10 protein-coding genes and 2 pseudogenes are annotated in these 16743 nt (G+C 66.3%); 9 read left to right on the forward strand and 3 right to left on the reverse strand.

Annotated elements, in window-relative coordinates; all coding sequences use genetic code 11:
- A complete protein-coding gene (locus tag ABIF91_RS23235; RefSeq protein ID WP_424579418.1) occupies window positions 1–861 on the forward strand; it encodes a CobW family GTP-binding protein in 861 nt (286 codons plus the stop codon).
- Between the two features lie 217 nt (window positions 862–1078).
- Here ABIF91_RS23235 and ABIF91_RS23240 read toward each other — a convergent pair whose 3' ends face one another.
- On the reverse strand, window positions 1079–2200 hold the full coding sequence (locus ABIF91_RS23240; protein ID WP_028178464.1) for an ABC transporter ATP-binding protein: 1122 nt from the start codon (window positions 2198–2200) through the stop codon (window positions 1079–1081).
- 199 nt (window positions 2201–2399) lie between these two features.
- Between ABIF91_RS23240 and ABIF91_RS23245 the strand changes: the two genes are divergently transcribed.
- The 5 genes and pseudogenes from ABIF91_RS23245 (at window position 2400) to ABIF91_RS23265 (ending at window position 11133) form a co-directional block, all read left to right on the forward strand.
- The gene (locus ABIF91_RS23245) at window positions 2400–3170 is read left to right on the forward strand and encodes a GntR family transcriptional regulator (protein ID WP_028178463.1); all 771 of its coding nucleotides are present in this window, start codon (window positions 2400–2402) and stop codon (window positions 3168–3170) included.
- Window position 3171: 1 nt separating this feature from the next.
- On the forward strand, window positions 3172–3828 hold the full coding sequence (locus ABIF91_RS23250) for an aspartate/glutamate racemase family protein (RefSeq protein ID WP_028178462.1): 657 nt from the start codon (window positions 3172–3174) through the stop codon (window positions 3826–3828).
- Between the two features lie 147 nt (window positions 3829–3975).
- A pseudogene (locus ABIF91_RS23255) lies at window positions 3976–5705 on the forward strand (AMP-binding protein).
- A gap of 8 nt (window positions 5706–5713) precedes the next feature.
- Window positions 5714–9019 (forward strand): acetyl-CoA carboxylase family protein, encoded by a 3306-nt coding sequence (locus tag ABIF91_RS23260; RefSeq protein WP_028178460.1) that lies wholly within the window; start codon window positions 5714–5716, stop codon window positions 9017–9019.
- Window positions 9020–9271: 252 nt separating this feature from the next.
- Window positions 9272–11133, forward strand: a pseudogene (locus ABIF91_RS23265) (sigma-54-dependent Fis family transcriptional regulator).
- 195 nt (window positions 11134–11328) lie between these two features.
- On the opposite strand, the gene ABIF91_RS23270 reads toward ABIF91_RS23265, so the two are convergent.
- Both ABIF91_RS23270 and ABIF91_RS23275 read right to left on the reverse strand, forming a co-directional pair.
- Window positions 11329–11883 carry a flavin reductase family protein gene (locus ABIF91_RS23270; RefSeq protein ID WP_028178459.1) on the reverse strand — a complete coding sequence of 185 codons (555 nt, stop codon included), beginning with the start codon at window positions 11881–11883 and terminating at the stop codon, window positions 11329–11331.
- A 57-nt stretch (window positions 11884–11940) separates the two neighbouring features.
- The gene (locus ABIF91_RS23275) at window positions 11941–13038 is read right to left on the reverse strand and encodes an LLM class flavin-dependent oxidoreductase (protein WP_028178458.1); all 1098 of its coding nucleotides are present in this window, start codon (window positions 13036–13038) and stop codon (window positions 11941–11943) included.
- A 217-nt stretch (window positions 13039–13255) separates the two neighbouring features.
- On the opposite strand from ABIF91_RS23275, the gene ABIF91_RS23280 reads away from it, so the two are divergent.
- From ABIF91_RS23280 to poxB, 3 genes are all read left to right on the forward strand, one after another.
- A complete protein-coding gene (locus ABIF91_RS23280; protein ID WP_028178457.1) occupies window positions 13256–14179 on the forward strand; it encodes a 2-dehydro-3-deoxygalactonokinase in 924 nt (307 codons plus the stop codon).
- 1 nt (window position 14180) lies between these two features.
- Window positions 14181–14813 (forward strand): 2-dehydro-3-deoxy-6-phosphogalactonate aldolase, encoded by a 633-nt coding sequence (locus ABIF91_RS23285; protein ID WP_028178456.1) that lies wholly within the window; start codon window positions 14181–14183, stop codon window positions 14811–14813.
- Window positions 14814–14920: 107 nt separating this feature from the next.
- Entirely contained in the window at window positions 14921–16657 is a 1737-nt protein-coding gene (poxB, locus tag ABIF91_RS23290; protein WP_028178455.1) for a ubiquinone-dependent pyruvate dehydrogenase, read from the forward strand.
- The last annotated feature ends 86 nt before the right edge of the window (window positions 16658–16743 follow it).

Here is a 16743-nt window from a genome sequence, read left to right on the forward strand (position 1 = left end):
ATGCCGGTCCCCATTCTCCTGACGGGCTTTTTGGGGGCGGGCAAGACCACGGTCGTCAACCATCTGCTGGCGCATGCGGAGGGGCGGCGCATCGCCGCCGTGGTCAACGATTTCGGCGCGATCAACATCGATGCGGAGCTGATCGCGGGCGCCAGCGACGGCGTGGTCAGCCTTGCCAATGGCTGTATCTGCTGCTCGCTCGAGGGTGACCTGTTGCGCACGCTCTCGACGCTGCTGCGGCGTGATCCCAAGCCTGAGTATATCGTCATCGAGACCAGCGGCGTCGCCGATCCCGCCGACATCGTCCGCAATCTGATGGACCCGGTGATCCTGCGCGAGGCGCGGCTGGAGACGGTGCTGTGCGTGATGGACGCGACGGCACCGCCCGCCGCCCTCGACGACGCGCTCCAGCGTTCGCAATTGCGCGTCGCCGATATCGTGGCGCTCAGCAAGCTGGATCTGGCCGACGCGGGCGCGGGAGCACGCATGCGCGCGGCGATCCGCGCGCTACGTGTTCCCGCCGTCGTGGTCGATGCGCAGCATGGCGAGATTCCTGCCGCGCTGCTGTTTCCCGCGGAAATCGATCGCCCGGCCGCGCCGCGTGACATGGGCCCGCGGCGGCCGGCAGAGGAGCGCTTCGAGACGCTGAGCTGGACCTCCGACAAGCCGGTTTCGCTGCCCCGCTTGCAGCAGGCCATCAACCGCCTGGCGCCGAAGCTGGCGCGCGCAAAAGGCTTGTTCGAGACGATCGAGCAGCCCGGACGCCCGATGGTGTTTCAGCTCGCCGGCGGCCGCGCCACGCTCGCACCAGGCGATGCGCCGGCAGCGGGCGCGGCGCGGACGCGGATCGTCTTTCCATGATGCCGTCAAGCTCCGCCTTCGAGAGCAGAGCGGCCTTGCGCTATCATGTCGCTATGGAGGCGCAGTGCCCACCGCGCGGAAGGCTTCGTCGAAACTGCCGGGATAGGTCGTTGCCACGATCGAGGGGGCCGCGCGTGATGATGTCGGCCATCCGAGACTGGCTGCCGCAAGCGCGGCCGAGCCTGAGGTGAGCAGCGATCTCCGGGATAGGCTCATGTCAAACACTCCTTTGCTGATGCTTGGAAACGTCGTCGACTGGCGTGCTGAAGATGCTGACGCGCGAAACATCGGAGATCGCGAGCCAGGCCGTGTCACCGGCCTGCGCTCTCGCGAGGCCGGCGGCGCGGGCCTGGCTGACCTTCACGGCTTCGCCGCTCGCGGTGACGCCCTCGGTGACGCTGACGGCGCCGAGCGGCACGGTGGCGCGGATCGTGACGGGGATGGCGCCGGGCCGTTCGGCGCCGAACGTGATGTTTTCAGGCCGGACCGAGATCGTTACCGGCGTGCCGCGCCGGCGCTGAGCCGAACGGCCGAGATCGATCTCGGGCCCGGCGTCCAGTTGCACGCGATCGGCGTCGGTGACGGTGCCGCGCAGGAGATTGGTGTGGCCGATGAAGCTCGAGATGAACAGGCTCGCCGGGCGGTCGTAGAGCGCGTCCGGGCTGTCGATCTGCTCGATGCGTCCCTTGTTCAGCACGACGATGCGGTCGGCCATCGACAGCGCCTCCTCCTGGTCGTGCGTGACGATGATGGAGGTGACGCCAAAGGTCTTCAGCAGGCTCTTGATCTCGATCTGCATGTCGAGGCGCAGATTCTTGTCGAGGGCCGAGAACGGTTCATCGAGCAGGACGAGGCCCGGATCGATGGCAAGCGCCCGCGCCAGCGCGACGCGCTGCTGCTGTCCGCCGGAGAGCTCTCCGGGCAGCCTTCGCGCGAACGACGCCATCTGGGCGAGGCCGAGCATCTGTTCGACCTTCGCCGCGACCACGTCCTTTGCCGTCTTGCGCGCCCGCAGGCCGTAGGCGACGTTTTCGAACACAGACAGATGCGGAAACAGCGCATAGTTCTGAAACACCATGCCGATGCGGCGGCGGTTGGCCGGAATATGCTCGACCCGCGCGCCGTCGAAGCGCACCTCGCCCCGGGACGGGCGCAGGAAGCCCGCGATGATCTGGAGCATCGTGGTCTTGCCGCAGCCGGACGGACCGAGGAGGGCGATCAACTCGCCGGCTGCAACGGTGAGATCGATCTCGTCCAGCGCAACGGTCGCGCCGAAGGCGTGGCCGATGCCTTTCAGATCCAGCGAGAGTCCGCGTACATCGCTCAACGCCAGCTCCATCCTTCGCGTTGTCCTGCGCGAGGGGGTTAGCAATCGCCGTGCCAGCGCGGCCCGTCCGCTAAGGCCCTGCGATCATTGCGACAATTTTTAGGTGCCAAATATTGGCGCCAATATTCCGATTATATTGTAAACAGTCTGGCAGCCAGTTTGTATAAAAAATGGGCTCCGGCAGCATTCCAGAATCCTGTAGAAGCAATGCATGAAGCGAACCCGTCCCCTCAAGCGCAAGCCGAAGCGCTCCGAGCCGAAACACAGGGAGCCGGAGGCCGTCGATCCGCGCAGCATCGACGACGATCCGGTGGTCCAGGGCATCCTGACCGCGATCAGCCAGAAGCGGCTCAAGCCGGGTGCCAAGCTCGGCGAGGACAAGCTCGCCGCGGCCTTCGGTACGACGCGGATTCACATCCGCCAGGCGTTGTCCCATCTCGCCTCGCGCAAGGTGGTGATGCAGATCCCCAACCGCGGCGCCTTCGTGTACCGGCCGAGCTGGGAGGAGGCGCAGGACATCTTTGCCGCGCGCCGGATCATCGAGACCGCAGCTGTGAGCGCCGCGGTCGACCGGCTGGACAAAGCCGGCAAGGCGGAGCTGAAGGCGCATATGGAGCGCGAGGCGCGTCACGATCGCAATGACCGCTGGGCCTCGCTGTCGCTGACGGCCGAGTTCCACATCCTGGTCGCCAAGCTCGCCGGCAATCGCGTGTTGCTGGAGATGTCGCGCGAGCTGATGCTGCGGACGTCGCTGGCGATCGCGACCTTCGAGCAGCCGGGAGAGCCGGATTGCTCGCCCGACGCCCACCCCGACATCGGCGCGTTGATCCTCGCCCGCGACAAGGCCGGCGCGGTCCATGCCATGCGTCATCACATCGAGGAGATGGAGCAGCGGATCCGGCCGAAGGAAGGCGAGGACGAGGTCGACGAGCTCACCGCGATCTTCCAGGAGATCGGCGCACGGGCGCGGGCGGGCGGCTAGCATGGCCGACCGCCGTATCCTCCTGATCAATCCGAACAGCCTCGAGGCGACCACCGCGATGATGGTGGCGATTGCCAAGTCTGCAGCCGCGGATAGCTTCGACATTGCCGGTGCCACGGCAACGCGTACGCCCACGATGATCGTCTCGGCGGATGCACTGGAAGCAGCAGCGCCGGAAGTCGAGGAGATCGCGCGTGCCCGCAGCGGCGAGTGCGACGGCATCATCGTCGCGGCATTCGGCGATCCCGGTCTCGCCGGGATCAAGGCGACGACGAAATTGCCCGCCGTCGGCATCGGCGAGTCCTCGATGCTGGAAGCCGCGGAGAATGGCCGACGTTTTGGCGTGGCGACCACGACGCCGCTGCTGAAAGCGAAGATCGATGCACTGCCGGACACGCTGGGATTGCGATCGCACTACACCGGCACACGCTTCACCGAAGGCGATCCGCACGAGTTGATGCGTGATCCATCGCTGTTGCGCACTGCACTTGCCGGCGCGGTCGAGGCCTGCATTGCGCAGGACGGCGCCGAGGCGGTGATCATCGGCGGCGGGCCGCTGGGTGAAGCAGCCGGCGCGCTTCAGCCGATCTTCAACGTGCCGGTCATCGCACCGATCCCGTCAGCCGTGCGGCGGATCATTCGCCTCGTCGGGGCGTAACGTCTGGTTTTTCCGCGCCGCGGCATCGGCCGTGCTGCGGAAAACTGTTTTCCTTGACATGAACTCTGCCGTGCTCGACCTGTAACGAGGTCGCGCGACGGCACGTTGCGTCCCTCGCGATAAGAACAAGCAGCACGGGAAGACGCCATGAGTGCAGGTCTCAACGAAAAGGACTACCTCGCCGCCTTGCGCGGGTTGTGGGACAAGGCCTGGCCGAAGGGCATGCCGCGCTCGCCCAACTATCTGCACGGCGAAGTTCCCCTGACGGAATATCTGCGCGCCTGGGCGAAGCGGAGTCCGGAGCGTCCGGCAGTGATCTTCTACGGTCACGTCACCACCTACGCGGAGCTCGACCGGCAGAGCGACCGCTTTGCGGCGTTGTTGCAGGCCAAGGGCGTGCGCAAGGGCGACCGCGTCGCCGTCTTCCTGCCGAACTGCCCGCAATTCCACATCGTGTTTTTCGGTATCCTGAAGCTCGGCGCGATCCACGTTCCCGTCAGCCCGCTCTCGCGCGCGTTCGAGCTGTCCTACGAGCTGAACGATACCCAGGCCGAGGTGATCGTCGCGCTGGACCAGCTCATGCCGGTCGTCGAGCAGGTCAGGGGCGAGGTGCGTCTGCGAGAGATCATCGTCACCAGCTTCGCCGATGTCGTGCCTGCACGGCCGACATTTCCGACGCCAGACTCGATCCGCGCGCTGCGTGTCGCAGTCGCAGGCGCGACCGATCTGTTGCCGGCGCTCGCTGCGATGCCGACACCTGTGCCGCTGCCGCCGCCCGGGCTCGATGATGTCGCAGCGCTCAACTACACGGGCGGCACGACCGGCATGCCCAAGGGCTGCGTCCACACCCATCGCGACATGGTCTACACGGCCGCCGCCAATTACGGCATCTCGGTCCTGTCGGACGAGAGCAGCGTGTTCCTGTCGTTCTTTCCGGAATTCTGGATCGCGGGCGAGAATTTCGGCCTGATCTTCCCGCTGTTCTCCGGCGCGACGCTGGTCCTGCTCGCACGCTGGGATGCCGTCGGCGCGATGGCCGCGATCGACAAATACAAGGTCACGATCATCGCGATGCCGGTCGACGGCGCCGTCGAGCTGATGGATCATCCGCGCTGGAGCGAGTTCGACCTGTCGTCCTTGAAGCAGGTGCGCGTGGTCTCCTTCGTCAAGAAGCTCAACGCCGACTATCGCAAGCGCTGGAAGGATCTGACCGGCACGATCCTGATGGAGGCGGCCTGGGGCATGACGGAAACCCACACCTCCAACACCTTCACGGCCGGCTTCCAGGACGACGATTTCGACCTCAACAACCAGCCGATCTTCGTCGGGCTGCCGGTCCCCGGTGCCGAGTTCAAGATCACCGATTTCGAGACCGGCACGCTGCTGCCCCTTGGTGCAGAAGGCGAGATCCGCGTGCGCACGCCGTCGCTGCTCAAGAGCTACTGGAACAAGCCGGAGGCGACCGCGGAGTCCCTGATCGATGGCTGGCTGCGCACCGGCGACATCGGCACCATCGACAAGGATGGTTTCCTGCACTTCCTCGGCCGCCGCAAGGAAATGCTGAAGGTCAAGGGCATGAGCGTGTTTCCGCCGGAGATCGAGGCACTGCTCGGGCAGCATCCGAAGGTGCTGGGCTCGGGCGTGGTCGGCCGCGACGATCCCGACAAGGGGCAGGTGCCGGTTGCCTTTGTCCAGCTCAAGCCGGACGCGGTCGGCACCGTCTCTGCGGAAGACCTGCGCAGCTGGTGCGCCGAGCGCATGGCCGTCTACAAGTTCCCGAGATCCGCATCATCGAAGCCCTGCCGCTGACGGCCACGGGCAAAGTGAAGAAGCAGGACCTCAATCCAATCCAATCCTGCCTGCTGCTGTCTGAGTGAGAGAGATCATGTCGTTCAAGAAACTCCTGATCGCCAATCGCGGCGAGATCGCCATTCGCATCGCGCGCGCGGCAGCCGATGCCGGCATCGCGACGGTCGCGATCCATCCTGCGGACGATGCGCTGTCGCTGCATGTGCGAGTTGCGGACGAGGCGGTCGAAATTCCCGGCCGCGGCGCGCGGGCCTATCTCGACATCGACGCCATGGTGAAGGCGGCCAAAGCGGTGGGCTGTGACGCCGTGCATCCCGGCTATGGCTTTCTCAGCGAGAACGCGGCCTTCGCAAAGGCCTGCTCCGACGCAGGGATCACGTTCGTCGGCCCCAAGGCGACAGCGCTCGAACTGTTCGGCGACAAGGTCGCGGCGCGGCAACTGGCAAAGCGCTGCGGCGTGCCGATCATCGCCGGCACCAGCGGGCCGTCGAGTCTCGAGGAGATCACGGCCTTTTTCGCGTCGCTCGGCAGCAACGCGGCGATCGTGATCAAGGCGATGGCCGGCGGCGGCGGTCGCGGCATGCGCGTGGTGGAGAGCGCGCCCGATCTCGCGGAAGCCTATGCGCGCTGCCAGTCCGAGGCCAGGGCGGCGTTTGGCTTCGACGGCGTCTATGCCGAGCGCCTGATCCGGCAGGCGCGCCACATCGAGGTGCAGATCATCGGCGACCGCCATGGCGCTATTTCCCATCTCTGGGAGCGCGAATGCACCATCCAGCGCCGCCATCAGAAGCTGATCGAGGTGGCGCCGAGCCCCTCGCTGAGCGACGCCTTGCGCGGCCGCATCATCGAGGCGGCGAAGCAGCTTGCGGCGGCGGCCTCTTACGACAATCTGGGCACCTTCGAGTTCCTGGTCGACGGCACGGCCGAGGACAGCTTTGCCTTCATCGAGGCCAATCCGCGGCTCCAGGTCGAGCACACCGTGACCGAAGAGGTGCTCGGGCTCGACCTCGTCCGCGCCCAGCTCGCGGTCGCTGCGGGCAGCACGCTGGCCGCGCTCGGCGTTGCGCAGGGATCGATCCCGAAGCCGCGCGGCTATGCCATGCAGCTTCGTGTCAACATGGAGACGCTGGACGAGACGGGGGCGACCCATCCGACCGGCGGCGTGCTTGCCGTGTTCGAGCCGCCGTCGGGCCCGGGCGTACGCGTCGATAGTTTTGGCTATGCCGGCTACAAGACTAGCGCGGCCTTCGATTCGCTGCTGGCCAAGGTCATCGTCCATACGCCGGGCGAGGCCTGGCATGATGTGGTTGCGAAAGCCTCGCGGGCCCTGCGCGAATTCCGGATCGACGGCGTCGTCACCAACATCGCTTTCCTCCAGGCGGTGCTCGCGCATCCCGATTTCAGGATCAACCGCATCGCGACCGATTTCATCGATCGCAACATCGGCAAGCTCGTCGGCGCGGCCGAAGGCGCGGCAAAGCCGCTCTATTTCGCGGCGACCGAGCGAAGCGGCGTTCACGGCGCGGAGTCGCACGTCGCGCAGGCCGTGCCTGAAGGGGCGGTGATGGTGGCAGCGCCCCTGCAAGGAACCATCGTCACGATCCAGGTGAAGGAAGGCGAGATCGTGCGCCCCGGCCAGCAGCTCGCCGTGATCGAATCCATGAAGATGGAGCATCTGGTCATGGCCGAGCAGGGCGGCCGGGTCATGAAGCTCCTTGCCGGCGATGGCGTCACGCTGATGCATGGCGAGCCGATCCTCTATCTCGAGCCGCTCGACGTCGCGGCTGACAGCACGGCGGCGGAAGCAGATATCGATCTCGACCACATCCGTCCCGATCTCGCCGAGCTGATCGCGCGCCAGGCCAATACGCTCGACGAGAACCGTCCTGCCTCGGTCGAGCGCCGCCGCAACACCAACCAGCGCACCGCGCGCGAGAACGTTGCCCAACTCGTCGACGACGGCTCGTTCATGGAGTACGGCAGCCTTGCCATTGCCGCACAGCGCCGCCGGCGCAAGCTCGACGACCTCATCAAGAATACGCCGGCCGACGGCCTCGTCATGGGCGTCGCCACCGTGAATGCCGGGAAATTCGGTCCCGAGGGCGGCCGCTGCATCGTCGTGGCCTATGATTACACCGTGCTCGCGGGCACGCAGGGCCACATGAACCACAAGAAGATCGACCGCATGCTGACGCTCGCGGAGGATTGGCGCGTGCCGCTGGTGTTCTATGCCGAAGGCGGCGGCGGCCGGCCCGGAGATACCGACCGGCTCGGCATGACCGGGCTCGACGGTCCGTCCTTCGTGCAGTTCGCAAGGCTCTCGGGTCTCGTGCCGGTGGTTGGCGTGGTCTCCGGCTATTGCTTCGCCGGCAATGCCGCGATGCTCGGCTGCTGCGACGTCATCATCGCCACCAAGAACGCCTCGATCGGCATGGGTGGTCCGGCCATGATCGAGGGCGGCGGGCTCGGCGTCTATCACCCGGCCGAGGTTGGTCCGGTCTCGTTCCAGGCGCCGAACGGCGTCATCGACATCCTGGTCGAGGACGAGGAGGAAGCGACGTCCGTCGCGCAGAAATACCTGTCCTATTTCCAGGGCGCGGTTACGGATTGGGAAGCGGCCGACCAGCGCCTGCTCCGCCGCGCGATCCCCGAGAACCGGCTGCGCGTCTACGACATCCGCAGCGTGATCGACCTCGTCGCGGACAAGGACAGCGTGCTGGAGCTGCGCCGCGATTACGGTGTCGGCATGATCACCGCGCTGATCCGCATCGAGGGCAAGCCGTTCGGCCTGATCGCCAACAATCCGCGCCATCTCGGCGGCGCGATCGATGCCGATGCCGGCGACAAGGCCGCGCGCTTCCTCCAGCTCTGCGATGCTTTCGATCTGCCGATCGTCTCGCTTTGCGACACGCCCGGCTTCATGGTCGGCCCGGAGGCCGAGAAGACCGCGATCGTGCGCCACGTCTCGCGCATGTTCGTCACAGGCGCCAGCCTCACCGTCCCGCTGTTCGGCATCGTGCTGCGCAAGGGCTACGGTCTCGGGGCGCAGTCCATGATCGGTGGCGGCTTCCACGCCTCCTTCTTCACCGCGGCCTGGCCGACCGGCGAGTTCGGCGGCATGGGGCTCGAGGGCTATGTCCGCCTCGGCTTCCGCAAGGAGATGGAGGCGATCGCCGATCCCGAGGAGCGCGAGACCTACTACCGCAACAAGGTCGCCGAGCTCTACGCCAACGGCAAGGCGGTCTCGATCGCCTCCGTGTTCGAGATCGACCACGTCATCGACCCCGCCGAGACCCGGCGATGGATCATGGCGGGCCTGCGATCGGTGCCGAAGCCCGAGCCGAGAAAGGCCAAGAAGCGGCCGTGCATCGACACCTGGTGAGGGCGGTGCAGCATTCTGGGTGAGTCACCGCCGCTTCTGATCATCTACACGAGTTGTTTCCACATCGTCATGCCCGGGCTTGACCCGGGCATCCACGTTCTTTCGCAGTCGCGGCAATACGTGGATGGCCGGGACGAGCCCGGCCATGACGACACGGAGATAGCTCGCCATGCCTCCGTTCCCGGTTCCCGATTGACATCCCCGCCCGTGGTGCCAGACTTTGCACAATAATACAGGGTGGAGACGTCCGCGATGGCCAGCCTTTCGGCCTCGAATCATGTCGCCCGTGTCTTGTCCGTCGCCAATCACGTGGCCGACGTCGATGCCTCGTCGCGGATCGCCAGTTCCTGGCGGCGCTGCCTGGTCAGTCACAAGCTCGATCCGGCCCGCCAGGGGCCGCCGCAGACGCTGACCGAAGCCGAGATCCGGCACGCCGCCGAACCGATGGAGCAGATGATCAGGCTCGCAATGCCCGAGCTCGACGATCTCGCCCGTGTGCTGCGCGATGCCGGCTACTGCGTCAATCTCGCGGATGCGAACGCGACCATGCTGTTCAGCCGCCTGCCGGGCGAAGCCGATGCCAAGATGTTTCTGGACTGGAAGATCTACACCGGCTCGAACTTCGCCGAGACCTTCGAGGGCACCAATGGGCTGGGGACCGCGCTCGCGGAGGAGAAGCCGATCCTGGTGCATCGCGATGAGCATTTTCGCGCGCAGTGGCACATGTTCTCCTGTGCCGTGGCGCCGCTGTTCGACCAGGCCGGACGTCTCGCAGGTGCGGTGAACATCACCTCCTGCCGGGAGGATCTCGAACGCACCGCGCACCAGCTTGCGCTGGCTGTGACCATGGAGGCGACGCGGCGGATGGAGGGCGCGATCTTCCGTGGCCATTTCCACAACGCCTGGATCGCCACCGTGCCCGGCGACGGCGGCAGCGGCCTCATCGCCTATGACGACGACCGTCGCATCATCGGCGCCTGCCGTTCCGCGCGTCTATTGCTGGGCCTCACCGACGGCATGATCGCCTCCGGCATTGATCTGTCGCGCTACATCGAGTTCGACCATCGGGCCGAAGGTGGCGCGGAGGATGTTGTCCGGCTGCGCCGTGCCGACGGCAGCGCCCTGGGCCAGGGCCAGGTCGCGCCGCCGCTGCGCAGGAGGGCGCGTCCGCTCGCGCCGCGCCGCGATGGGCCAGTCGATCGCTTCGACGCGCTGCACCGGCTCGCCGGCCGCGATCCCGGCCTGATCAAAAGTGTGAACCGGCTCAGGCGCATCGGGGATCACAATCTGCCGGTGCTGCTGCATGGCGAGACCGGTGTCGGCAAGGACGTGTTCGCGCGTGCCATTCACGCCGCCAGCAACCGGGCGCGCAACAACTATGTCGCGCTGAATTGCGCGGCCATGCCGGAGAGCCTGATCGACGCGGAACTGTTCGGCTACGAGGCCGGCGCCTTCACCGGCGCCCGGCGCGACGGTTCGAAGGGCCTGATCGTGCAGGCCGATCGCGGCACGCTGTTCCTCGACGAGATCGGCGACATGCCGATCGGCTTGCAGACGCGCCTGTTGCGCGTGCTGGAAAACCGCGAGGTCTGGCCGCTCGGCGCGCTCAAGCCCGTCGCCGTCGACATCCGCCTGATCAGCGCCACACATCGCGACCTCGGCCGCATGGCGGAGCAGGGCGCCTTCCGCGCCGATCTCTATTTCCGCCTGCGCGGCATCGAGGTGCGGCTGCCGGCGCTGCGCGAGCGCGCCGACCGCGATGACGTCATCCGCCGGATTGCGCGCGAGGAGGCGCCGAATTGTCGCCTGTCGGACGAGGCCTGGTCGCAGCTCGCGGCCTATCCGTTCCCCGGCAACATGCGCCAGCTCCGCCACGTGCTGCGGCTCGCCGGCTGCACCGCGGAAGACGGTGTCATCACGGACGCGGATCTCGATCTGCCCCCGTTCGGCGGGAGGGCGGCGGAGCCGGATCTCGCGGCGGCCGAGCGCGCCACGATCGCCGAGGCCTGCGCAAGCACGGCGGCCGCGTGACGGAGGCGGCGCGTGCGCTGAAGCTCAGCCGCGCCACGCTGTATCGCAAGATCAAGCAGTTGAAGATCGCGACGGCGCAGTAGGTCGCTATCAGTTCGCGAAGGGGCGTCTTTCTTCCCCTCTCCCCTTGTGGGAGAGGGTGGCTCGCCGCGCAGCGGCGAGACGGGTGAGGGGTCTCTCTCCGCGAGTCCAATTCTCGTTTCAATACGCGGAGATACCCCTCATCCGGCGCTTCGCGCCACCTTCTCCCACAAGGGGAGAAGGGAAGAGGGCCGCCACTACGAGAAATCCGTCCAGCTCAGATGCCGCGCGTCGAGGTCGCCGATCGTTACGCCCTCGCGCATCTCCCGCGGCGTATAGAAATTGCTGCGCAAATACACGAGCGGCGTCGCCATGGCCGAATGCGAGACGTCACGCACCTCGCCAACGAAGATCGAATGCGTCCTGGTCTCGAATTCCTGCGCCAGAACGCAATCGAACGCGGCGACTGCATCGGTCAGTACCGGCGCGCCGGTCTCCCCGCGCGCCCACTGGCCAAAGGCGAAACGATCGTCGCCATTGACGCCCTTTTGGCCGCTGAAGGTCAGCGCCAGCATCGCGTGATCCTCGTGCAGGAAGTTGATCGCAAACGCGCCTTCCTCGCGGATGCGCGCATGGGCACTGGCGTTGCGATTGACGCAGACGATCAGCGAGGGCGGGTTATCCGACAGTGAGCAGGCCGAGGTTACCGTCAATCCCGTGCGCTTGCCGTGCTCGGCGCCCACGGTGACGAGCGCCACGGCGCCGGCGCATTGGCGCATCGCCTGCTTGAAATCCTTTGCGTCCACGCTCACGCCGAGATCTCCGAAATGAATGCGGGTGCGGCACGATCGCGCCGCACCCGCTGAGCGTCAAGCCGCCTTCTTCGCCGAGCCGAGATGCGCAAGGCGCGGCATCACCTCGTTCTTGAGCAGCGAGAGCGAGTGGTGCCAGGCTTCCGGCTTGTGCTTGTAGTCGAAGCCGAACACGCAGAGCACGCCGAAGCCGCCGACCTCGTCGTAGATCTTCTCGATCTTTTCGGCGACCGTCGCGGGCGAGCCGACGATCCAGTTTCGCTTGGCGCAATATTCGACCGTGACGTCGCTGTCGGGCACGTCGGGCGCGTGCTTCAGATAGTCCTTGAAGCCGAAATGGCCGAGCAGCGGCAGGAAGTACTCACCCATCATCCGGCCCATCATGTCGCCGGTCGAGAGCTTCCAGGCCTCTTCATCGGTGTCGGCAACGAACACCTCGCGCACCAGCCGCCAGTCCTGCCGGTTCGGCTTGCGCCCGGTCTTGGCGGCCCCGATCTCGACCGAGTCCCAATGGCTGCCGACATAGGCCGGGTTGAGGTTGAGGCTCATCGGAATGAAGCCGCGCTCGCCCGCAAGCTTCAGCGTGTCCGAGTTCTTCGACAGGCCAGCGACGCCGATCGGCGGATGCGGCGCCTGCAGCGGCTTGATGTGGGGCTTGAGGAAGTCGAACATTGTGTCCGGCTTGGAGACCGTCCAGAACTTGCCTTTGTAGGTCCAGGGCGCGGGATCGCTCCACATCTTCAGGATGATCTCCAGCGCCTCGCGGGTCATGTCGCGGTTCTGCCCGCTCATGCCGTCGACGTTGAACATCGCCCAGTCGCTCGGCAGGCCGGAGGCGGCGACGCCGAAATTGAGCCGGCCCTCGGAGAGATGGTCGAGCATGGCGACACGGTTGGCGAGCTCGGCCGGGTGGTGATAGGGCAGCAGGAAGCCGCCCGGTCCGATGCGAAGTTTTTTGGTCTGCATCAGCGCCTGCGCGATCAGCAGGTCGGGCGTGGGATTGGGTTCCCAGGGCGCGGTGTGATGCTCGCCGATCCAGGCTTCCTGATAGCCGAGCTCGTCGAGCCAGCGCAGGACCTGCAGATCCCAATCGTGTCCTTCCTTCAACCCGCACTCCGGCGGATGCGAAGGCATCGTGAAATAGCCGATCTCCATGGATTTCCTCATCTGATGTTGACGCGTCTTGTCGCGCGTTGACGGCGTTGAACGAGCAGTCTTCAGCAAGCGGTGTGCCAGCGCGGCGGAGCCGCAAATTGAAGAGAAAGCGCTGGTTTGCCCGCGCAATAGCCGCTATCTCGACGGGAGCCTGCAAGACATCGTCTCATTCGTCGCGAGACGGCGTCTTAGCCGTGAGACGAGGACGAGACCTGACATGACCGAACCCGCTTATGTTGCGGTGGACTGGGGCACCAGCAGCTTCCGGCTCTGGCTGATCGATGGCGCCGGCCAGGTGCTGGCCGAGCGCCGCAGCGGCGAGGGCATGCTGGCGGCGGCGAAGGCCGGCTTCCCGGCGGTGCTGCGATCGCATCTTGCGGCGGTCGAAGCGCCGGATCATCTGCCGGTGCTCGTCTGCGGCATGGCCGGCGCCCGCACTGGCTGGGTCGAGGCCGGCTATGTCGACACGCCGGCTCCGCTCTCTGACGTTCTGAAGCAGGCCGTGCGTGTGCCGGGCGAGGCGCGCGACATCCGGATCCTGCCGGGCATCGCGCAGCGCGACCCGAAGGCGCCGGACGTCATGCGCGGCGAGGAGACGCAACTGCTCGGCGCGCTCGGCCTCGATGCCGCGGGCGAGGCGCTGGTCTGCATGCCCGGCACGCATTCGAAATGGGTTCGCGTGAAGGACGGCACGGTCGCGCATTTCTCCACTTTCATGACCGGCGAGCTGTTCAGTGCTGTCTCGCGCGAGACGATCCTGTCGCTCGCGGTCGCCGGCGCAGACGACGCCGAGGATGTCGGAAGCTTCAGGACGGCAGTGAAGGCCGCGTACGAGGCACCTGCCCTCGCGGCCAATCTCCTGTTCGGCGCGCGGTCGCGGCAGCTTCTGTTCGGCGGCACGCCGGCCGCCGCGCGCGAGACGCTTTCGGGCACATTGATCGGTGTCGAGCTGGCGGCAGGGCTCTCCGGTACCGTGCCGCAAGCGGGTGTCATGCTGATTGCCGCGGGCCGGCTCGCGGGGTTGTACCGGCTGGCTTTCGAGGCGCTATCGATGACCGCAAGGCCGGTCGATGCGGATGAAACCGTCCGCCGCGGTTTGTCGATGGCGGCTGCCGCGATCTGGACGAAGAAGGATTCTTGAGATGAGCGTTGCTTTTCCGCCGATGAAACGGCCGCTGGTCGCGATCCTGCGCGGCGTCAAGCCCGAGGAGGCCGAGGCCATTGTCGGCGTGCTGATCGAAGCCGGCATGACCGCGATCGAGATTCCCTTGAACTCGCCCGATCCGTTCCGGTCCATCGCGATGGCGGTGAAGCAGGCGCCATCAGGCGTGTTGATCGGCGCCGGCACGGTGCTGACCGCGGCAGATGTCGATCGTCTCGACGACGTCGGCGGCAAGCTCATGGTCTCGCCCAATGTCGATACCGAGGTGCTGGTGCGCGCACATCAGCACGGCATGGTGACGATGCCCGGCGTGTTCTCGCCGACCGAGGCGCTGCTTGCCGCGCGCTCGGGTGCGTCGAGCCTGAAGTTCTTCCCCGCGAGCGTGCTCGGCGCCTCCGGCATCGCCGCGATCAGGGCCGTGCTGCCATCAGGCGTGATGATCGCCGCCGTCGGCGGCGTCTCCGACCAGAACTTCGCGGAGTACATCAAGGGCGGCGTGACGGCGTTCGGGCTCGGCTCCAGCCTCTACAAGCCCGGCATGACGGCAGCGGATGTCGCAGCTCGCGCAAAGGTGACGGTCGCGGCCTACGATCGGGCGATTGCGCAAAATTGAGCCGGAACGGACAAGCCGCGATCGTGTCATAGCTTATTGTCCCCCGCGGTGTCGCAACCGATGTTTGCGCATCGTACATATGCGACTGGCTGAAGCAGGAGACCGACATGGCGATCAACAACGTAGCCGATCTTTTCGTGGCAACGCTCGAACAGGCGGGCGTCAAGCGCATCTACGGCATCGTCGGCGACAGTCTGAATGCGCTGACCGAAGCTCTGCGCCGTCGCGGCACCATCGAGTGGATCCACGTCCGGCACGAGGAGGTTGCAGCGTTTGCAGCGGCCGGCGAAGCGGAGATGACCGGGAGCCTCGCAGTCTGCGCCGGTTCCTGCGGCCCGGGCAATCTGCATCTGATCAACGGGCTGTTCGATGCTCACCGCAGCCGCGTTCCGGTGCTGGCGATTGCGGCGCAGATCCCCACCGCCGAGATCGGTGGCGGCTACTTCCAGGAGACCCATCCGCAGAATTTGTTCCGCGAATGCAGTCACTATTGCGAGCTGGTCTCGGATTCGAGCCAGCTTCCCTACGTGCTGGAGAATGCAATTCGCGCCGCCGTCGGCCTGCGCGGCGTTGCCGTCGTTGCCATGCCCGGCGACGTCGCCTTCCGCAGTCCCCCGAAGCGTGAGCTGTCGACGGCGCGCGGCCTTGCCTTGTCGGCGCCAAAGGTCGTGCCGGAGGCCGATGAGCTGAAGGCGCTGGCGGACCTCCTCAACGCCGCCGAGCGCATCACCCTGTTCTGCGGCCGAGGCTGCGCCGGCGCGCATGCGCCGCTGATGCAGCTGGCGGAAGCTCTGAAGAGCCCGATCGTGCATGCGCTCGGCGGCAAGGAGCATGTCGAGTACGACAACCCTTACGACGTCGGCATGACCGGATTCATCGGCTTCTCCTCGGGCTATGCCGCCATGCACGCCTGCGACGCGCTGGTGATGCTCGGCACCGATTTTCCCTACAAGCAGTTCTTCCCGACCAACTGCCAGATCGCGCAGATCGACCTCCGCCCGGAAAATCTCGGCCGGCGTTGCAAGATCGATCTCGGCCTCGTCGGCGACGTCAAGCTCACCATCGAGGCGCTGCTGCCGCTGCTCGAGACCAAGACGCAACGCAAGCATCTCGACGATGCTGTCGCGCACTACAAGAAGGCTCGCGAAGGGCTCGATTCGCTCGCCAGGGGCACGCCGGGAACCAAGCCGATCCATCCGCAATATCTCGCCAAGGTCATCAGCGACCATGCGTCCGAGGATGCTGTGTTCACCGCCGACGTCGGCACGCCGACCGTGTGGGCCGCGCGCTATCTCGACATGAACGGCCGCCGCCGGCTGATCGGCTCCTTTGTGCACGGCTCGATGGCCAACGCGATGCCGCAGGCGATCGGCGCGCAGGCCGCGCAGCCCGGCCGCCAGGTCATCTCGCTCTCCGGCGACGGCGGCTTCACCATGCTGATGGGCGATCTGATCACGCTGACGCAGATGAAGCTGCCGGTGAAAGTCGTCGTGTTCAACAACGGCGTACTGGGCTTCGTCGCGCTGGAGATGAAGGCGGCGGGCTTCGTCGACACCGGTGTCGATCTGGAGAACCCCGACTTCGCCGCGATGGCGCGCGCGATGGGTATCTTCGCGAAACGCGTCGAGGATCCCGGCGAGCTCCCGGGCGCGATGAAGGAGATGCTGGCGCACAATGGGCCGGCGTTGCTCGACGTCGTCACCGCCAAGCAGGAGCTGTCGATGCCGCCGACCATCACGGCCGAGCAGGTCAAGGGTTTCAGCCTCTGGGTCCTGCGCGCGGTGATGAACGGTCGCGGCGACGAAGTGCTGGATCTTGCGAAGACGAACCTGCTGCCGCGCTAAAGCGTGACGAGATGAGGCGCTTGATCGTTGCAACGACGCAGGTGCGCTCCCTCTCCCGCCTGCGGGAGAGGGTCGGGGAGAGGGTC

This window comes from Bradyrhizobium sp. USDA 241, assembly GCF_049739505.1.
In the GTDB taxonomy this organism is placed as follows: Bacteria; Pseudomonadota; Alphaproteobacteria; order Rhizobiales; family Xanthobacteraceae; genus Bradyrhizobium; species Bradyrhizobium liaoningense.

Excerpts from the sequence above, each read along its gene's own strand:
- ABIF91_RS23235 (WP_424579418.1), top strand. The coding sequence starts at position 1 with ATGCCGGTCCCCATTCTCCTGACGGGCTTTTTGGGGGCGGGCAAGACC.
- ABIF91_RS23240 (WP_028178464.1), bottom strand. The coding sequence starts at position 2,200 with ATGGAGCTGGCGTTGAGCGATGTACGCGGACTCTCGCTGGATCTGAAA.
- ABIF91_RS23245 (WP_028178463.1), top strand. The coding sequence starts at position 2,400 with ATGAAGCGAACCCGTCCCCTCAAGCGCAAGCCGAAGCGCTCCGAGCCG.
- ABIF91_RS23250 (WP_028178462.1), top strand. The coding sequence starts at position 3,172 with ATGGCCGACCGCCGTATCCTCCTGATCAATCCGAACAGCCTCGAGGCG.
- ABIF91_RS23260 (WP_028178460.1), top strand. The coding sequence starts at position 5,714 with ATGTCGTTCAAGAAACTCCTGATCGCCAATCGCGGCGAGATCGCCATT.
- ABIF91_RS23275 (WP_028178458.1), bottom strand. The coding sequence starts at position 13,038 with ATGGAGATCGGCTATTTCACGATGCCTTCGCATCCGCCGGAGTGCGGG.
- ABIF91_RS23280 (WP_028178457.1), top strand. The coding sequence starts at position 13,256 with ATGACCGAACCCGCTTATGTTGCGGTGGACTGGGGCACCAGCAGCTTC.
- ABIF91_RS23285 (WP_028178456.1), top strand. The coding sequence starts at position 14,181 with ATGAGCGTTGCTTTTCCGCCGATGAAACGGCCGCTGGTCGCGATCCTG.
- poxB (WP_028178455.1), top strand. The coding sequence starts at position 14,921 with ATGGCGATCAACAACGTAGCCGATCTTTTCGTGGCAACGCTCGAACAG.